16 protein-coding genes are annotated in these 17,380 nt (G+C 67.2%); 4 read left to right on the top strand and 12 right to left on the bottom strand.

Going from position 1 to position 17,380, the window contains the following annotated elements:
* Nucleotide 1: 1 nt before the first annotated feature.
* On the top strand, nt 2-1,003 hold the full coding sequence (locus ACFVVI_RS24470; RefSeq protein ID WP_387447043.1) for an SCO2521 family protein: 1,002 nt from the start codon (nt 2-4) through the stop codon (nt 1,001-1,003).
* Here the strand turns inward: ACFVVI_RS24470 and ACFVVI_RS24465 are convergent, their stop codons facing one another.
* The 7 genes from ACFVVI_RS24465 to ACFVVI_RS24435 form a co-directional block, all read right to left on the bottom strand.
* Nucleotides 1,004-1,828 carry a hypothetical protein gene (locus tag ACFVVI_RS24465; protein ID WP_387447042.1) on the bottom strand — a complete coding sequence of 275 codons (825 nt, stop codon included), beginning with the start codon at nt 1,826-1,828 and terminating at the stop codon, nt 1,004-1,006.
* A 30-nt stretch (nt 1,829-1,858) separates the two neighbouring features.
* Nucleotides 1,859-2,386, bottom strand: coding sequence for a GNAT family N-acetyltransferase (locus ACFVVI_RS24460; protein ID WP_387447041.1), 528 nt, complete (start codon nt 2,384-2,386; stop codon nt 1,859-1,861).
* Between the two features lie 188 nt (nt 2,387-2,574).
* Entirely contained in the window at nt 2,575-3,495 is a 921-nt protein-coding gene (locus ACFVVI_RS24455; RefSeq protein ID WP_387447040.1) for an SCO2523 family variant P-loop protein, read from the bottom strand.
* 2 nt (nt 3,496-3,497) lie between these two features.
* Nucleotides 3,498-5,351 (bottom strand): SCO2524 family protein, encoded by a 1,854-nt coding sequence (locus ACFVVI_RS24450; RefSeq protein WP_387447039.1) that lies wholly within the window; start codon nt 5,349-5,351, stop codon nt 3,498-3,500.
* 168 nt (nt 5,352-5,519) lie between these two features.
* The gene (locus tag ACFVVI_RS24445; protein ID WP_101466090.1) at nt 5,520-6,371 is read right to left on the bottom strand and encodes a TIGR02569 family protein; all 852 of its coding nucleotides are present in this window, start codon (nt 6,369-6,371) and stop codon (nt 5,520-5,522) included.
* A 111-nt stretch (nt 6,372-6,482) separates the two neighbouring features.
* Nucleotides 6,483-7,664: an adenylyltransferase/sulfurtransferase MoeZ gene (moeZ, locus tag ACFVVI_RS24440; protein ID WP_387447038.1), complete on the bottom strand. Its 1,182-nt coding sequence runs from the start codon at nt 7,662-7,664 to the stop codon at nt 6,483-6,485.
* 109 nt (nt 7,665-7,773) lie between these two features.
* The gene (locus ACFVVI_RS24435) at nt 7,774-8,862 is read right to left on the bottom strand and encodes a DUF3152 domain-containing protein (RefSeq protein WP_378991265.1); all 1,089 of its coding nucleotides are present in this window, start codon (nt 8,860-8,862) and stop codon (nt 7,774-7,776) included.
* A 195-nt stretch (nt 8,863-9,057) separates the two neighbouring features.
* Here ACFVVI_RS24435 and ACFVVI_RS24430 point away from each other — a divergent pair, with 195 nt between their 5' ends.
* Nucleotides 9,058-9,741: a TetR/AcrR family transcriptional regulator gene (locus ACFVVI_RS24430; protein WP_056812916.1), complete on the top strand. Its 684-nt coding sequence runs from the start codon at nt 9,058-9,060 to the stop codon at nt 9,739-9,741.
* A 61-nt stretch (nt 9,742-9,802) separates the two neighbouring features.
* Here ACFVVI_RS24430 and ACFVVI_RS24425 read toward each other — a convergent pair whose 3' ends face one another.
* Together ACFVVI_RS24425 and ACFVVI_RS24420 are read right to left on the bottom strand one after the other, a co-directional pair.
* Nucleotides 9,803-10,030, bottom strand: a complete 228-nt coding sequence (locus tag ACFVVI_RS24425; RefSeq protein WP_067450585.1) for a DUF3107 domain-containing protein — start codon at nt 10,028-10,030, stop codon at nt 9,803-9,805.
* 100 nt (nt 10,031-10,130) lie between these two features.
* Nucleotides 10,131-10,667: a YceI family protein gene (locus ACFVVI_RS24420; protein WP_387447036.1), complete on the bottom strand. Its 537-nt coding sequence runs from the start codon at nt 10,665-10,667 to the stop codon at nt 10,131-10,133.
* Nucleotides 10,668-10,767: 100 nt separating this feature from the next.
* Here ACFVVI_RS24420 and ACFVVI_RS24415 point away from each other — a divergent pair, with 100 nt between their 5' ends.
* Nucleotides 10,768-11,640: a helix-turn-helix transcriptional regulator gene (locus tag ACFVVI_RS24415; protein WP_378991262.1), complete on the top strand. Its 873-nt coding sequence runs from the start codon at nt 10,768-10,770 to the stop codon at nt 11,638-11,640.
* Nucleotides 11,641-11,678: 38 nt separating this feature from the next.
* Here the strand turns inward: ACFVVI_RS24415 and ACFVVI_RS24410 are convergent, their stop codons facing one another.
* The 3 genes from ACFVVI_RS24410 to ACFVVI_RS24400 all read right to left on the bottom strand — a co-directional run bounded on the left by ACFVVI_RS24410 (nt 11,679) and on the right by ACFVVI_RS24400 (nt 15,017).
* A complete protein-coding gene (locus ACFVVI_RS24410) occupies nt 11,679-12,368 on the bottom strand; it encodes a ferritin-like fold-containing protein (protein ID WP_378632701.1) in 690 nt (229 codons plus the stop codon).
* A gap of 72 nt (nt 12,369-12,440) precedes the next feature.
* Entirely contained in the window at nt 12,441-13,871 is a 1,431-nt protein-coding gene (locus tag ACFVVI_RS24405; RefSeq protein ID WP_387447034.1) for an RNA-guided endonuclease TnpB family protein, read from the bottom strand.
* A gap of 93 nt (nt 13,872-13,964) precedes the next feature.
* A complete protein-coding gene (locus ACFVVI_RS24400; RefSeq protein WP_378991256.1) occupies nt 13,965-15,017 on the bottom strand; it encodes an alpha/beta fold hydrolase in 1,053 nt (350 codons plus the stop codon).
* A 481-nt stretch (nt 15,018-15,498) separates the two neighbouring features.
* On the opposite strand from ACFVVI_RS24400, the gene ACFVVI_RS24395 reads away from it, so the two are divergent.
* A complete protein-coding gene (locus ACFVVI_RS24395) occupies nt 15,499-17,196 on the top strand; it encodes a DEAD/DEAH box helicase (RefSeq protein WP_378991254.1) in 1,698 nt (565 codons plus the stop codon).
* Nucleotides 17,197-17,380 lie beyond the last annotated feature (184 nt).

Below are 17,380 nucleotides of genomic sequence, written 5' to 3'. Positions count from 1 at the left end.
CGTGCCGCCTACGCCGCCGCGCCGCGCCGCGCCGGGACCGCCGACCCCGCTCGTGGTGCTGGGCGAGATCCGTACCTGCCTGCTGCCGCATTCGATGACCTTGGACGGCCAGGCCACCGACGAACTGCTGGCGACGGTGGCCGGGGCGTCCGTCCTGCGCCGCGAACGTCCTGGCCCGCTTGCCTTCTCACCGCGCCGCGCGACCGGCGTCGACTGCCATCTCGGGTGGGGCGCGTCAGCGACCGCGACCGCGCGCGTGGTGGGGACGGTGGCCTCGACTGTGGTCCTGGTGGGCGGCCGATTGGTCCAGCTGTCGTCGCACACCACCGTAGTGCGGGCCCAGCAGAAAAAGCGCAGGCCGTGGTCTCATTACATCAGCCGGATCGGCGTGACAGAGGTGATCGGTGAGGTGCCCGACCACGCGGTCGCCGACAGGCAGTTGGTCGCAGGCTATTTCGCCCCATCTGGCCCGAACACGCTGGATCTCGCCTCGATCTGTGCCAGGCATCTCGATGACCTGAGGTCCTCGCCGCTGCTGGATCAACGGCCGCAGCTGAGGGCGCCGACCACGCGACTGCGGTGGACTGCCGTCGTCGGGGGCAACGCCGGCCCGGCGGTATCGCTCCGTCTCGAGGACGAGCTGTGCAGGGCGTTACGGGTCACGGTGCGAACGGCTACGGATCTGCCCGATGCCCTGCGGTTCTGCCAGGATGTCGCCGTCCACGACTGGCTCCTGACGGTCATCGACGCCAGAGTGCGGGCGGCCGAAGGGTTGGACGACGGGCAGCAGGTCACCGTGCTCGCCCCCGTGCTCGAACATCTGGCGCACCTGTGGATGCCGGGCGCACAGGTCCCGGCGGCGATGCGGGCGCCGTGGCGGGACTTACAGGCAGCGGCCAATTTCTCCAAACAGTGGACCGCCCGCGTGGAACAGGTGCAACGCCGGATCGACGTGGCCACGTACTACGCCGCACGCGGCGGAAACCTGTCCGGCGACTGGTGACTACAGCCGGAACCACCGGCGGACCAGCAGCGCGAAGAACACCGACATCGAGACCGCGCCCAGCCACGCTTCGGCGGCGAACAGGATTCGCGCCTGCGGAGCCATGCCCATCGCGTTCGCCGGATCGAGTGGATTGAGGAAGGTGAGGACACCCAGGTAGACGACCTCGCTCCACGGCTTGTTCCCTGCCCACAACAGGGCGAGCGCGGTGCACACGATGATCTGCAGGACAACCCAGCCGAGCAGCCGGAACGGCTGGTACCCGTAACCGCACAGCAGATCCGAGACGATACTGACGCCACGCCGCCAGCCCGGCGCGGCGGTGTAACGGCGGGCTCGTGCCAGCGCCAGCGCGCAGCGATCCTCGGCTCCGGCATTCTTGGCGCGGCGGTGCAGCTCCACGGCGCCGCTCCAGGCGCGCACCGCGTGCGCAGGTAGACCGGCCCGGGTGAGCGCGGTGGCGAGCGTCTCGTATTGGGCGGCGAGCAAGGTGTTCTGGGCCGGGCTCAGCCGCAGTGGCCCGCGGAATTCGACTTCGGCGGCGATCAGCCCGGCGATCAGCGGCGTTCGCCAGGCCTCGTCGCCGGGTGCCGCGTTCGGGGCCCGCTCGTACAGCACGCCGAAACGCAGCTTGTTGCTCTGCCGCCCGCGGATGAGCAGTTCAGGGCGGTCGAGCAGGGCTTCGATGTGTGTGTCCAAGTCATCCAAAGTGCCGGTTCCGATGACGACCCCGACCGGCTCGAGTCTCTGGGTGTAGCGCAGTGCGCGATCGCCGATATCGGCGATGACCGATTCGTGCGATGACTGCGCCCTGCCCCCCGGCATCCGAATACCCCCGCATCGAGCCCAGCCGAATCACGCTCCAGTGTAACCGTTTTCACCGGCTCCTACCGGACGGTCGCCGGGTAGGCGGTGCAGCTTGTACACCAGCACATCGCGCGGTTCGTCTTCGCCGAAATATCGCTCGTCGTGCTCGCGTAGCACGAAACCGAACTCTCTGAACAGGTTGTAAGCCGAGACGTTCTTCGGGTCGACGGTCAACCAGATCTCGTCGACATCACCTTTGTGCCGACAAACCCGGATACTGCGCCGCAGCAGCCCACGACCGTAGCCGTGGCCGCGGCGGTCGGGAGACACCGCCAAACTGATCAGCCACGCTCTCGAGCCTTCGCCCATGATGGTCATCGCGTATCCGACAACCTTGTCCTCGTCGCCGCAGGGCTCGACGGCGACGACGCAGCGCGAACTGTTCAAGTCCATGAACTGGCGCAGGACGAAGAAGGGGTAGCGGTCGCGGAAGGCCGCGCCATCGATCACCTGAATATCGGGCAGATCGGCCTGCGTGGGCTCCCGATACCGCACGGCTTCCTCGATGGTGGTCATCTGCTCCCTTGCGTTCGCGCACAAGAACCTATGAAGTCAAGCCTAGACGCCGCACCTGATCACGAACATCGAAATCAGAGGCAGTGTACTCAGCTTTTACACGACAGCATCCGCGGCATCGGGGGTGCGTGTCGGGTCGCAGTGCCTTACACGAACACCGTCACATCCCTTCTTCGCCGACGCAACCTCTACACCGGTACCCACGTCGCTCGGTCCACCAGTCGTCGCGCCAAGTCATCGAAAGCCGCCACCGTCGCCCAATTCGCGATACCGGCGCCGACATCGGCATCGAGAACAATCTGCTCCCGCCACTGCAGCACCCGGTCGACGGGGACCTCCCCCAGCAACACGCTGTCACCGAGTCGATACTCAGCAGCGAGAGAACGCAGGACGTCGTGCTGTTCGAGCAACCAGGCCGCCTGTGGACCGCCGCCGGCGGCGTGCTCCTCGGTGACGCAGGGAACAACAGTGCGCACGAAGCGGATTCTGGTCAGGAGGTCGTCCAGGCCATAACCGAGCTCGACTGCCCTCGCCAGCAGGCCCTTGGGTCCGTGCACCAACCGCTTCGCGGACATCAGGTGCTGGCGGGTCCAGCGGTGGTAGACGAGCCAGCACACTTCGTTGTCCGGCATATCCAGTGGCCGGGTCGCTTCCAGCGCTATCTGCATCGCCACCGATCGGCCCGCACCGAGGTCGACGATCACCACCTTGAAGGTGCTGTCCAGGTCGAGCAGTAACTCACGGCAGCGCCGCACCACCTGACGATCGTCGGCCGACACGGCTTCGCCGCAACCCTCGCCACCCGGCAGGAGGACCAGCGCGGCACCGCGAGAGCGCCTGCTGTGCAACGCTTTTCGATGGGTACTCGCCCGCACGTCCACGCGCAGACGGATGCTGTCGTGGCCGAGCAGATACGAGTGCAGCCCGTTGCCCGTTGCTGCGCCACTGTCGACCGAGCCGATCTCGAACACTGCGCCCGCGCTGGGCGAGCCGAGATCGAAATCGACGTAGGCCGTGCTGATGCCGTGCAGGCTGAGCCGGTAGGCCAGATTGCAGCTGGTCACCGACTGGCCGACACCGCCCTTGCCGGAGGCAGCGAAGACGATCATCGTCAAGCACTCCGCATCGCGTCGAGGCGGGCCCAGGCGAGCTGATCGAGTTCGATCAGTGCCGCCGAGACGAGCGTGAACGCGGTTCCCGGCTGCGAATCAATGACGCTCCTCGCCCGGTCCAGCTTCTGCTCGACAGCGTCGAGCGCGAACCGGTTGGCCGAGGTGTCGTACACGCTGACGTCGAGCATCGCTTGATTCAGCAGGTGCTCGGCCTCGTGGAGCAACTCGGCTGCCCGGACCACCATCGCGGGCGATCGCAAAGAAACCGCACGATAAGTGCGGTCCGCGGCGACCAAGCACTTGACGATGCGCTCGGTCATGTACCACGACGGGAGCGGTCCGCGCTGTGCCGACGCACCGAATGCCGCGCCGGGATCGTCCCACAGACCGGCCGCGGCGCCATCCGAGATCATCCGATGATCGAGGTGATCCATCACCTGCTTCGCCAGTTCCATCAGCTGGTCACGGGCGGTGATGTTGCCCGACAAGCGAGCCGCCCGCAGCAGCCGCTCGAGTAGTACCGGCGCGAAATCCGAGGCGATCCATTCCAGTCGAGACCCACCGCCGTCGACGAGTTCGCTGCCGCGCAGTGTCATCCGCACACCCGGATAGTGCAGGGCGACCGACGGGTCTGCCCGCGTCGGCCTTCGCGTGATTCGCCCGCGTCGCGCCAGCTCGTCGAAAATGCCGACCGCCCTGGTCAGATCGTCATCAGCGGCGCTACGTTCGACCAGATCCTGGATCAGCACCGCCGAGACGAGCAGACTGAAATAGTCCGATTCCTCGCCGTCGGATGTACGCCACGGAATATCTTCCAGCGGCCAGGTTCCGGTGCCGAAACGGGCGACAGTCGACCAGTAGCGCTGGGTGATTTCCCAGCGCAGTCGCAACGCCTCGGCCAGACGTTGCTGGGTTTCGTCGAGCAGGCCGAGTTCCCTGGTGCGTGGTGACACGACGTCGCTGATCGCATCGAGTGCGGTGATGGTGAAGTGAAGATAGGGCCGACGGTCGGCGAATCCCTGACCGGAACCGATCGTGGTCGGCACGAAATCGACCGGGCTGGATTCCTGGACGATGCCCCAGCTCCAGCCACACTCGAAGAGCAGATCCTCGTTGTCGAGTTCGGACACCAGCGCCGGACCGAGCATCACATCACGGCGCAGACGGGCTCGCACGCGTTCGAGGCTCCGACAGATGTCATGCATCACAGAACTCTGCGGCTGCCCCGACTGATTCAGCATCCCGAGCATCGCTCTGCCCGATGGTGAGTGCGGTGCGAGCGTGTCGACCGCGAAACTGCGCACGAGGCCGACCATCGCGGCAGTCAGCCGAGTGCTCACATCGCGGCTCAGGTCGGCGATCCGCGTGTTGATCGCTGTGCGCCGCTCAGCCTGCGCCCACCGGTCGAATCCGCGCGCGAAACCGAGCGCCGCGATACACACGGCGACCGACCGGGAATACCCGTCGACCACCTCGAGAGCGCGCTGCGCGGCGGTCGGATCACCATCCTCGGGCGATCTGAGATAGCTGCCCGCAGCGAAGCGCGGCACGTCGCCGGCATCCGTGTTCCGGGCCAAGTACTCCTCGATGAGACCGAGAACCGTGGTGCCGATTCCTACCGGTCCCCCGAAGGGCGCCAACACCTTCCGCACATCCTCGGACATCGATTCCGGCTGATCCAGCGCGAAGGTCTCGATCTGCGCCGCTGGATACAACAGGCACAGCAGCTGTTCGGAATCGCTGATCGAATCGGCGCCGATGATGCCGTCCCAGCGCCACTTCTCGTCCCGATAACAGGTCGAAACCATGGCGCCCCAGATGTCCAGGATCTGTTGTCTTGGCTGGATTCTCATCGCAACAATCCTCACCGCTCGTGACTGCCGCAGTGAGTCCGCGAGCCGACGTAGGACGCACGGCAGCGATGTTCGATGAAAATAGCACGACTGACACCAGAAAACGTTGAGTGTCAACAGTTTTGAGTCCGATGACGACCGATAGGTCAAAGCAGGTGCGGTTCCGCGTTACAGTGCCAAACGGACCATGTCCGCGGTCCGAGCGAGTCCGGGGAAAGCTTCGGGGGTGGAACGCGGGTGCAGGGCGTGGACGGCCAGGCGGAAGATCAACGCCCGTAACAGCATCTGGGGCCATTCGGGCAAGGTGGCCCAGCGGTCGAGTAAACCGTCATCGCCCCCACCCCACGCCAGTGCGTCGACCACGACGACCCCCGCGGCCCAGGTGGCGGGGCGCCAGTAGGGGGTGATGTCGGTGAGGCCGGGGGTGTGGGCGCCGGTGAACAGAACCGTGCCGAAGAGGTCGCCGTGGACGAGTTGGTCGGGGCTGCGGACGGGTTTGCGCAGCGTGGCGAGCTGGCCGATCAGTTCGAGGGAACGCTGGCCGTCGGGGGTGGCGGCGATGGGGACGCCGCCCGCGCGCAGGGTGCGCAGCGGGACCGATTCCCAGGCGGCCCGGTCGGCGGCGACGAACACGTCCACGTCGACCCACGGGGCGACGGGCGGCTGGACCAGGAAGCGGGGGCGTTCCAATTCCGCTGTCGCCTTGTGCAACCGCAGGGAGACCGAGACGACCTCGTCGTGGCGGGGCTCGGGGGCACCGTCCACGAAGGTGTCGGCACGCCAACCGGAGACAACATAGCGTCCGTCGGTGGCGCGGACGGGGCGGGCCACCCGCAGCCCGTCGACCGCCAGGTGTTCGCGTACTTTCGCCGACCACGCGGCCCTGGCGTGATCGGCGACGGGGCTGAGCACCACGTCGCCCATGCGCCAGCCACCGTCCCAGTCTCCGAGGGAAACCGGCGTCACTTCGCGAAGCCCGAATGTGGCTCGCACATGCTCGGGAGGTTCGACTGAGGTCACGGCCGTACCGTAACCCCGCGATCACCGCAGGCGACCCAAGGCACGCTGTGATAGTCCACTTTGCGACCTCACCGCAATATGCGATGAGGTCGCAAACCGGCAGCTATCAGGTCAGTAGACCGGAAGCGACGGATCCACCTGCTTGGCCCAGGCCACCACGCCGCCCTGCAGATGCGTCGCGTCGGCGAAACCGGCGCGCTTCAACGCGGCCAGCGCCTCCGCCGACCGGATGCCGGTCTTGCAGTGCAGCACGATCGGCTTGTTCTGCGGCAGTTCGGACAGGGCCTCGCCGGACAGGATGCGGTCCTTGGGGATCAGGGTCGCGCCCGCGATGTGGACGATGTCCCACTCCACCGGCTCGCGCACGTCGATCAGCTCGACCTTGTCGGCCTCGAGGAGATCCTTGAGCTCGGCGGCGGTGATGGTCGACCCGGCCGCGGCCGCGGTGCCTTCCTCCGACACCACACCGCAGAACGCGTCGTAGTCGATCAGTTCGGTGATCGGCTCACGCTGCGGATCGCGGCGCAGCTTGATGGTGCGGTAGTTCATGTCCAGTGCGTCGTAGACCATCAGGCGGCCGAGCAGCGTCTCACCGATGCCGGTGATCAGCTTGATCGCCTCGGTCACCATCACCGATCCGATCGACGCGCACAGCACGCCCAGCACGCCACCCTCGGCGCAGGAGGGGACCATTCCCGGCGGCGGGGCCTCCGGGTACAGGTCGCGGTAGTTGATGCCGCGCCCGTCGGGGGCGTCTTCCCAGAACACCGAGACCTGGCCCTCGAAGCGGTAGATCGAGCCCCACACGTAGGGCTTGCCCGCGAGGACGGCGGCGTCGTTGACGAGGTAGCGGGTGGCGAAGTTGTCGGTGCCGTCGACGATCAGGTCGTACTCGGCGAACAGCTCCACGGCGTTCTCGGGCTCCAGGCGGATCTTGTGCAGCCGCACGTCGATCCCGGAGTTGATCTCCAGGATGGAATCGCGGGCGCTGTCGGCCTTGGGACGGCCGATATCGGATTCGCCGTGGATGATCTGGCGCTGCAGGTTGGAGGCGTCGACCTCGTCGAACTCGACGATGCCGAGCGTGCCGACACCGGCCGCGGCCAGATAGAGCAGGGCAGGCGAGCCGAGGCCGCCCGCGCCGATCACGAGGACCTTGGCGTTCTTCAACCGCTTCTGACCGTCGACACCGAGATCGGGGATGATCAGGTGCCTGCTGTAGCGAGCGATTTCGTCCTTGGTCAGTTCCGCGGCCGGTTCAACCAGCGGCGGCAACGTCCCTGTGAGAGACACGTGAGAACTCCTGTATCTGAAGGCGGCTGGGCCTGGTGGCCGTTCTGCTGTCTACAACAAGACCCGCCGCGCTGTTCTTCCCGTCCATGGTCCCGCATGGGCGAGGCCACTAGCCGCGCGGGTACGGCCAGGGGTTGAAGCGGCAGGTCTTGCCGTCGGCGGGGACCACGCCGTGGGGGTCGAGCAGGGCGATGTCGTTGTTCTTGGTGCCGAAGGTCTGCTGCATCATGATCGGCGCGAGGCCGCCGTCGGTCTCGCACGGCTGATGGCCGTGATAGCCGATGGCGTGGCCGACCTCGTGGTTGATCTGGTACTGCCGGTAGGAACCGATGTCGCCGTCGAAGGCCAGCGCGCCGCGGACCCAGCGGACCTCCGAGAGCACGACCCGGTCGAGGTCGGCGTTGTAGCACGACGAGTCGATCGGGATCTCGAAGCCGCACGCGGCGCGGGTGCTTTCGCGAGAGGTGAGCGAGAGCCGGAAGTCGGCCGGGCCCGCGTCGATGCGCTGGAAGCCGAATTTGGGGTCGTTGGTCCAGCTCTTCGGGTTGGCCAGGGTGGTCTCCACCATCTTCGCCACGGCGGCGTCGCCACCGAACGGTGCGGTGTCGATGCCGTCCTCGACTTCGACGGTGTAGCGGAACACGCGCTCGGTGCCGGCGCCGACCTGGGCGCTGGTGCCCGGCACCACATGCCAGGTGCCCGCCGCGCGCTCGACGTAGTCGCCGCCCTCCGGCAGCGCGCCCAGCGGCAGATCGGCGGGGAACTTGCCGTCGCCGGGGGGTGCGCCGATGATGCCGGACTGCGCCACCTTGGGACTCAGCGCGCCGAAGCCGGGATCGCTCGGCGGCGGGATCGGTCCGGTGCGCACCGCGTCGACGACGACCAGCACGGTGATGGCGAGCAGCACCGGCAGCGCGTAGGCCCGCCACCCGTAGGCCGACACGAATCGACCGAGCGCGCTCTGCTTCTTCGCCTCCCGCTGCGGGCTGCGCGGGCGGCCGTTGTCGTGGTCGGTGGGATCCCAGCGGGCACGCAGCGGCTGGCGGGATCGGTCGGCGGGCTGATAGAGCCCGAGCGGGTCGTAGACCTGCAACTCCCGCCCCTCCTGCGCCGACGTGACAGCACCGGACTCGGAGGGTTGCGTGGAGCGAGCGACATCGCGCCCGCCGTCGGCATGGTCATCCGTCCGGTCGGTCACCCCATCAGATTCTCACAGTGCGCAAATCCGCCGTACGGGCGGCCGGAGGAGATCGCGCGGTTACGGCCCGGCGAACTCCGTGGACTGGTACTACATTTCCAGGGCGAGACGCAGGGCGAACACCGTGCGAGTATCGTTCGTGGGATACCCGACCGCACACCCGGCGGCCCGGGGAATCGACTATAGAGAGCCGAGATGACTGACCTCGTGGACCGCATGCCCTCGCGCCGATCGGTGCCGGAGACGGTCCCGGCCAAACGCGGCACCCGCCTGCCTCGCGACGAGCGCCGCCAGCAGCTGCTGCTCGCCGCCAGTGAGGTCTTCGTCCAGCGCGGCTACCACGCGGCGGGCATGGACGAGATCTCCCAGGTAGCCGGGGTCAGCAAGCCGGTGCTGTACCAGCACTTCGCCAGCAAGCTGGAGCTGTACCTGGCGGTGCTGCAGAACTACGTCGACATCCTGGTGTCGAGCGTGCGCCAGGCGCTGCGCTCCACCACCGACAACAAGCAGCGCGTGCGGGCCGCGGTCGCCGCGTACTTCGATTTCGTCGACAACGAGATGCAGGGCTTCCGCCTCGTCTTCGAATCCGACCTCACCAGCGAACCGCAGGTGCAGCGCCGGGTCGAGCAGGCCACCGAGGCCTGTGTCGACGCGGTGTTCGATCTGGTCGCCCACGACTCGGGTCTCGACCCGTACCGCGCGCGCATCCTTGCCGTCGGCCTCGTCGGCGCCAGCCAGTTCTCGGCGCGCTACTGGCTCGAAGCCGACCGCCCGGTCCCCAAGGACGAAGCCGTCGACACCACGGTGTCGCTGGCCTGGGGTGGCCTCAAGCACGTGCCGCTGACCGCCGCCCAGCGGGCCTACTCCCAGGACCTCTGAGTCCGCAACGACGAAAAATGCCCCGCCATCGGAAATGGCGGGGCATTTTCGTGTTCGCAGCTCAGATCGTGGCGAAGCCGACTCGGCCGACGGCCGGGGAACCGATTTCCACGTAGGCGACCTTCGCGGCCTGGATCAGGAACTTGCGGCCCTTCTCGTCGGTGAGTGACACGACACCGGCGGAGCCGCTCAGCGCATCGGACACCAGCGCCTCGATCTCATCAGGGCTCTGCGCACTGTTGATCACGAGCTCGCGCGGGCTATCCGAAATACCGATCTTGACCTCCACGGCCAACCTCCGAACGTAAGAGTCCTGTGTTGTCAGGTCCCAGGCTAGTGCAGCCCGAACACCACCGCTCCCACACCTGGTGCGCTGTCAGCGAACGGGATCAGGCGGGCTCGATCAGTTCGATCTCGAGTTCGATCTTCACGGTGTCCGACAGCATGCCCGGCATAGCGACGCCGACGCCGAAGTCGGTGCGCTTGATGGCGCCGGTGGCGGAGAAACCCGCGTGCCGGGTGCCGTCGGGGAAGTCGGCGATGCCGCCCCATTCGACGTCGAGGGTCAGCGGCTGAGTGATCGCGCCCAGGGTGGCCTCGCCGGTGACGGTGAAGGTTTCGGCGACCCGGACCGGCTGGGTGGCACGGAAGCTCAGGGTCGGGCGGTTGGCGACGTCGAGGAAGTCGGCCTGGCGGATGTGAGCGTCGCGGTCGGCGTTGCTGGTGTCGAAGGAATCGAGTTCGATGGTGGCGCCGAGGGTGGCCGCGCCCGTCTCGTCCACGACGAACTCGGTCTGGAAGCGGGTGAATCCGCCGCGCACCTTGGCGATCCCGAGGTGGCGAATGGTGAACGCGACCGAGGAGTGGGCGGTGTCGAGGGCCCAGGACCCGGTCTTCAGCTGCTGGGTCTGTGTCGAGGAAGTCATGCCTCCACCCTGACCGGACTGCGGTCCGTTAACCAGACCGCGGTTATCCTGGTCCTGGCAGGGCGTGGCTGACAACGCCATGACCGGGCACCATCGAGACATGGTAGGCGCAGATATGGCAGATCATCCCGGCGCTCGTTCGGCATTCGCGGAACTTCTCGTCGCCCGTCGAGCCGAGCTGAATCCGGCCGACGTGGGCCTGCCCGGCGGCGGCAGGCGTCGCACCCCTGGTCTTCGCCGTGAAGAGGTCGCGGTACTGGCCGGTGTCAGTGCCGACTATCTGGCCCGGCTCGAGCAGGGCCGCGACACCAATCCGTCGATGGCGGTCGTCGACGCACTCGCCACCGCCCTGCGGTTCAACGACACCGAGCGTGGCCATTTCGCCTGGCTGGCCCTGACCACCAGCAGCGACGCCCGGTGCCCGAGTACCGCTTTCGATCCCGCCCTCGATCAGGTGCCCCCCGCCCTGCGCGGCGTGCTCGACTCGCTCGACCCCACCCCGGCGTTCGCTCTCGGCCCCCGTGCCACCGTGCTCGCCTGGAACAACGCGTGGTCGGACCTGGCCGCCCCGCTCGGCCTGCTCGACAATCCCGACCTGGTCAACCTGGCCCTGTGGACGTTCCGCCATCCGCTCGCCCGCACCACGGTCACCGACTGGGCCCAGTTCGCCGACCAACTCGCCGACCAGCTCGCCAGAACGCGCCTGCGTCGCCCCGATGACGAACGCGTCGCCGAACTCATCGCCGACCTGTGCGAGGAACCCGAGTTCGCCCGCCGCTGGCAACCCCACCGTCTCGCGGAGGATCTGCCCACCCTGCTCGGCTTCGAACATCCCACCCGAGGCACCATCACCTACACGGTGCAGACGCTGGCGGCCGACAACGATCAACAGGTCGTGATCTGGTTACCCCGCGAAACCGTCTCCCGCACACCGGAATTGCGCCTCGTCCAGCACCACGCGATCGGCGGCTGATCACCCCCGATCAAGCCGGGTACCCGAGGGCCGAACAGCTACAGGCCGAGTTCTGCCATGCGGGCCGCGTGCCGCTGCTGCATGCGGTCGAACAGGGTCGCGATGCCGTTGAGATCGCCGGTGGCGGCGAGGACCAGTTCGGCCAGCTCGTCGCGCTGGGCCATCACGAACTGCGCCTGCGTGATCGCCTCGCCGAGCAGCCTGCGCCCCCACAGCGTGAGGCGGTCGCGCTCGGAGCGGCTGGCCGCCACCGCGCTGCGGACCTCGTCGACCACGAACTGCGAGTGACCGGTCTCAGCGAGGACATCGCGCACCACATCGGAGACCTCGGTGGGCAGCGCGCCCGCGATCTCGGTGTAGAAGTCGGCGGCCAGGCCGTCGGCGACGTAGAACTTCACCATCGACTCGAGCCAGGTCGACGGGTCGGTGGAGGCGTGGTACGAGTCCAGCGCGCCCTGGTACTGCGCCATCGCGGCCTCGGCGTCGGCGCCGCGCTCGGTGAGCGCCGCTTCCAGGGTCTCGAAGTGCGCGAGCTCGGCGGCGGCCATCTTGGCGACGCCGATCCGGCCGCGCAGCGACGGCGCCTGCTTCGCCTCTTCGGCGAGCCGGTAGAACGCGGACAGCTCGCCGTAGGCGAGGACCGCGAACAGCTCCGTCACCCCCGCGTGGTCCGCGGCGAGCGGCTCGGTCGAGAAGAATTCCGGCGCGGCAGAGGTCTGGGCTCCCATGACCGTCAACAATACAGCGTGTCCGAATGCTCTGACCGCCTCCAGACACCGCCCTTCTCGGGCGTCCTCAGCTCATGCCACTAACGTGGTTCGGGCTTCGGTTTCCGCGTCAACCAGACCGGTTTCACCAACACTCACAGAGTGTCGGTCAGATCCGGTCTGTCGGCGGACTTTGGTGACCCGGCCTCCTGCTCGGGGGTCCGGGGATCGTGAGAAGTCTTGGTGAATCATCGGCCATTGCGCGAGGTTGACCGCCGCGTTGTGATCACGATCGCCGCGAAACCCGCACTCGCAGAAGAACACCCGATCCGCCAACGTCAGCGTCGAGTTGATCGCCGTGCAGGCCGAGCATCGTTTACTCGATGGGAACCAACGGTCGGCGACCGTGATCACGCCATCCCGCCATGCTTGCTTGTAGGTCAGCATCCGGGCGAAATCCGCCCATCCAGCATCACTGATCGCCCGCGCCAGCCGACGGTTTCGCACCATCCCCGCCACATGCAGGTCTTCGATTACGAGCCGGTCGTGGGTCTTGACCAGCGTGTTGGCGACCTGATGGGCGAAGTGACGACGAATATTGGCAACCCCGTGATGGTGACGGGCCAGTCTGGTGGTGGCTTGCCGGTGATTATGTGAACCTTTCTGTTTGCGTGATACCGACTTCGCCAGGTGGCGTTGCCTGTCCAGGGCGGCGGCCAAGGGTTTGGGCGCGATGATGCGGGTGACTTCGGCCCCGCCAGCGGTCGCGGCAACAGCGAACACACTCAACCCACGATCTATCCCGACCCAACCATCGTGATCGCCCAGTTCTCGCGGCTGATGACGGTGAGCCGGGTGCAGATCGGAAGCTTCGCAGGTCAGGCTGATCCACCACCGCGCCGCCCGATACGAAACGGTGGCATACAGGATTCTCGCGCGGTCTTTCGTAAGCAGACGCCGCAACCGGCGAGTGTCTGCACGCACCCGGATCGCACCGATCCCGGACAATGTCACCGACCGGGGACTGTCGTTGTCACCGACTCGGATCTTCGTTCGCCCGGTCTTGGAGTGCCTGTTCCGGATCCGGAACGACGGGATGGTCTTGTCCTTCTTCTTGAAACGAGGAAACCCGACCCGCGCACCCGCACGTTTCCCGGCCCTGGAGTCCGAGAACGCTTTCAGGGCATGTCCGCAGTCGACAGCTGCTTCTTCGAACACCTGCTGACAGACCTCAGTCCGCCACGCCAGCCCGGTCACCACCACCTCGGCTGTTCCGCCCGCGTCGACCGCGATCACTCGTCCGGCGGCTTCGGTCCTCTTCCAGGTGTTGAACGCGTTGATCAGATCGAACCCAGTCCACGGCACCCGATGATCCGGTGAGCTCTTACGGAGGCGGAGGGCCGTTGTGACAACATCGAGGCTGCGGTTGAACGCAAACCGAGCAGCTCCTGCATGACGAGCGAGCACCGCGGTTTGCTCGACCGTGGGGTCGAGTTGATACCGGAAGCTCGTATGGCGGCTCATCATCGGCGAGTGTGACACAGAACACCGACATCGAATTGCTCGAGGCCAACCCGACCTAGCTCAGATTCCCCTTGAACTTGGTCCGATCAGTGCTCAGTCGCGTTCGGCCAGGAATTTGTCCAGGTGCGCCCACGTGGTTTCGCGGGCCTCCGGTCCCGTGAGAATGCCGAGGTGACTGCCCGGAACGACCTCGTAGGTGACCGATGACGAGCCCGACAGCGTGCGCAAACCGGCCTCGACAGCGGCCTTGGGGGTGATCACGTCGGACTTGCCGCCGATCAGCAGCACGGGCACGCGCACGTCGGCGAGTTCGATGGTCCGGTCGCGCAGTTCGAGCCTGCCGTTGCCGATGTCGTTGGCCAGCATCATCCGGCCCCACAGCTGGTTGTAGAAACGTCCGGGGTAGCCGGGCATGGCGGCCTGGAAACGGTCGATGGATTCCATCTTGGCCAGGGTCCCGGTATTCGCGATATTGCTGGCGATGAACCTCGGACGCGCCAGTTCACGGTCGTAGGCGGCGAGCCGGTAGGCCAGTTTGGTCAGCGGTGCCGGAATGCCGCCCGCGGCACGGACAACCGTGGTGGAGCCCCAGCCGCCGGTGAGGCCGGCGACCGCGCGCAGCTGCGGAATTCCGAGCATCTTGTCGTAGTCGAGCGGCGGGCCGACACCGGTGACCGAGCGGATCGGCAGTTCCGGGTTCGCGGCTGCGGTGAGCAGCGAGAACATGCCGCCGACGGACCAGCCGATCAGGTCGACCGGGGCGCCGCCGCGATCGGCGCTCACGCGCAGGATCGCCTCGGGCAGGATGTCGAGGACCCAGTCCTCGAAGCCCATCCGGCGATCGGCGAAAGAGATGTCGCCGTAGTCGATCAGGTAGGGCGCACGGCCGGTCTCCACCAGGTACCGGGCCAGGCTCTGGTCGCGACGCAGGTCGAAGCAGGTGGCGGGCGCGGCCAGCGGCGGCACCAACAACACCGCGGAATCGCTTGCCGCAGACTGGAATTCGGTATCGTAGCGACGCAGCAGACGATGCGGCTCGTCCCACAGCACGGTCGAGGGCGCCGGGTCGACGGGCTCGATGCCTGCGCCGAAGCTCAGCGCCCACGCGTTGCGCGCAGCAGTGGTGACGGTGTCGGTGATACTCACGACTAGAAATGTCTCACACACAGTACCGCCGGTACCAGTGAGCTCGATTACACCGGTGGACACGCGCGAAATCCGGCACCGATGAATTGCGCTGCGACACACCACCGGTGCTGAGGTAATCCCGTGGCGAGCCCGTTTTCGCGCGGCATTCAACCACGTTGAAATTCGGATTCCGCAGAATATCACGCTACAATCTCCGTGGACAACGCTAGTTTCGACGCCCGGACATACTCCGCGGCGTGGCACTCCACCGGCGCACAGCGCGGGCGGACAGCGGCGTTGCCCAGACAGCAATGTCGAAGAAAATGTGCGCGCAACGAATCCGCATCACCGCAGCGCCGCGCCGATGACACCGTCTCGACGACCACGCATAACGCCTGGTCGGCGATGGTTATCCGGCGCCGGCCCGGTGAATATCACAGGCGGGTATGTGGTCGTCGCGGGCCGACCGGCCCGCCCCACCTCGTGCGTGCGAGATGCAATGACGAGGAAGGCACGAACACTGAGCAAGATCACTGTCGAACAGGAACCCGGTTTGGCCGACACACTCCTGACGGCCGAACTGGACAACACCCACATCCCGCCGAGTTTCGCCGAATTGGGCGTGCGCGAAGAAATCGTGCGCGCACTCGGTGAGATCGGGATCGAACGCACCTTCGCGATTCAGGAACTGACCCTGCCGCTGGCACTGGCCGGCGAGGATCTCATCGGCCAGGCCCGCACCGGCATGGGCAAGACCTTCGGTTTCGGCGTGCCGCTGCTGCACCGCATCGCCACCGCCGACACCGGCACCACCCCGCTCGACGGCACCCCGCGCGCGCTGGTGATCGTGCCGACGCGCGAGCTGTGCATCCAGGTCACCAAGGACCTGGAGAACGCGAGCAAGTACCTGACCAACCACCAGGGTTCGCTGAAGGTCGCCGCCATCTACGGTGGCCGCCCGTACGACACCCAGATCGCCGCACTGCGCGACGGCGTCGACGTGGTCGTCGGCACCCCCGGTCGCCTGCTGGATCTGGCGAACCAGAACCATCTGATCCTGGGCAAGATCGGCGTGCTCGTCCTCGACGAGGCCGACGAGATGCTCGACCTGGGCTTCCTGCCCGATATCGAGCGCATCCTGTCGATGGTGCCGGACAAGCGTCAGACGATGCTGTTCTCGGCCACCATGCCCGGCCCGATCATCACCCTCGCCCGCACCTTCCTGACGAGGCCGACCCACATCCGCGCCGAGCTCGCCAACGACTCCGCCGTGCACGATCGCACCGCGCAGTTCGTCTACCGGGCCCACGCGATGGACAAGGCCGAACTGGTCGCGCGCGTGCTGCAGGCGGAGTCCCGCGGCGCGACGATGATCTTCACCCGCACCAAGCGCACCGCGCAGAAGGTGGCCGACGATCTCGCCGAGCGTGGTTTCAATGTCGGCGCCGTGCACGGCGACCTCGGTCAGATCGCCCGCGAGAAGGCGCTGACCAAGTTCCGCAAGGGCGCCATCGACGTGCTCGTCGCCACCGATGTCGCCGCGCGCGGTATCGACATCGACGACGTCACCCACGTCATCAACTACCAGTGCCCCGAGGACGAGAAGACCTACGTGCACCGGATCGGCCGCACCGGCCGCGCCGGCCGCACCGGTGTCGCGATCACCCTCATCGACTGGGACGAACTGCACCGCTGGGAGTCGATCAACAAGGCGCTCGGCCTGAACATGGCCGACCCCGCCGAGACCTACTCGCGCTCCCCCCACCTCTACAGCGACCTCGGCATCCCCGAGGGCATCACCGGTGTGATCCGCAAGCCCGCGGCCCCCACCCGTGACGACGACGCCGTAGTCGAGGAGCGCACCGAGCGCCCCAAGTCCTCCCGCAGCCGCCGCCGCACCCGCGGTGGCAAAGCCGACACCGAGGGCACCGAGTCGACCACGACCACCGAGTCGGCCGACAACGCCGACGAAGCGGCCGACGGCGACAAGCCCGCCCGCCGCAGGCGCCGCCGCCGCAAGCCCGCCGAGGCAGGCGAAGCAGCGACCACCGAGTCGAGCGAGCCCGCCACCGACGCCCCCGAATCGGCCCCGGCCGACAACGACGGCGACGACACGGCCAAGCCGGCCCGCCGCAGGCGCCGTCGCAAGCCCGCGGAACCCACCGCGTCCGACGCGGCCGCCACCGTAGACGCCTGACCCGACCCCGGGGAGGGCGATTCACCCCGCCCTCCCACGGCCACAGCCACGTCGCACATGGCACCCCGAATCCGCCATAACAGCACTCCCAGCCCCGCCCCCGCGACCCATAGGGAGCGGCGGCCACGCAGTGGCCGGTCCGCGGCCGGGCCGCCGGTCAGGCGCCGGGGCGTAGGCGACGAAG

The sequence above is a fragment of the Nocardia sp. NPDC058114 genome (assembly GCF_042884695.1).
Lineage (GTDB): Bacteria > Actinomycetota > Actinomycetes > Mycobacteriales > Mycobacteriaceae > Nocardia.
Note: the sequence above shows the minus strand (reverse complement) of the source record. Positions and strands in the feature narration are given on the sequence as shown.

What these genes read in the sequence shown, in the direction of transcription:
- ACFVVI_RS24460 (WP_387447041.1), bottom strand. Translation starts at nt 2,386, where the DNA reads ATGACCACCATCGAGGAAGCCGTGCGGTATCGGGAGCCCACGCAGGCC.
- ACFVVI_RS24430 (WP_056812916.1), top strand. Translation starts at nt 9,058, where the DNA reads ATGACTGACCTCGTGGACCGCATGCCCTCGCGCCGATCGGTGCCGGAG.
- ACFVVI_RS24465 (WP_387447042.1), bottom strand. Translation starts at nt 1,828, where the DNA reads ATGCCGGGGGGCAGGGCGCAGTCATCGCACGAATCGGTCATCGCCGAT.
- ACFVVI_RS24455 (WP_387447040.1), bottom strand. Translation starts at nt 3,495, where the DNA reads ATGATCGTCTTCGCTGCCTCCGGCAAGGGCGGTGTCGGCCAGTCGGTG.
- ACFVVI_RS24405 (WP_387447034.1), bottom strand. Translation starts at nt 13,871, where the DNA reads ATGAGCCGCCATACGAGCTTCCGGTATCAACTCGACCCCACGGTCGAG.
- ACFVVI_RS24410 (WP_378632701.1), bottom strand. Translation starts at nt 12,368, where the DNA reads ATGGGAGCCCAGACCTCTGCCGCGCCGGAATTCTTCTCGACCGAGCCG.
- ACFVVI_RS24395 (WP_378991254.1), top strand. Translation starts at nt 15,499, where the DNA reads ATGACGAGGAAGGCACGAACACTGAGCAAGATCACTGTCGAACAGGAA.
- ACFVVI_RS24450 (WP_387447039.1), bottom strand. Translation starts at nt 5,351, where the DNA reads ATGAGAATCCAGCCAAGACAACAGATCCTGGACATCTGGGGCGCCATG.
- ACFVVI_RS24420 (WP_387447036.1), bottom strand. Translation starts at nt 10,667, where the DNA reads ATGACTTCCTCGACACAGACCCAGCAGCTGAAGACCGGGTCCTGGGCC.
- ACFVVI_RS24415 (WP_378991262.1), top strand. Translation starts at nt 10,768, where the DNA reads ATGGTAGGCGCAGATATGGCAGATCATCCCGGCGCTCGTTCGGCATTC.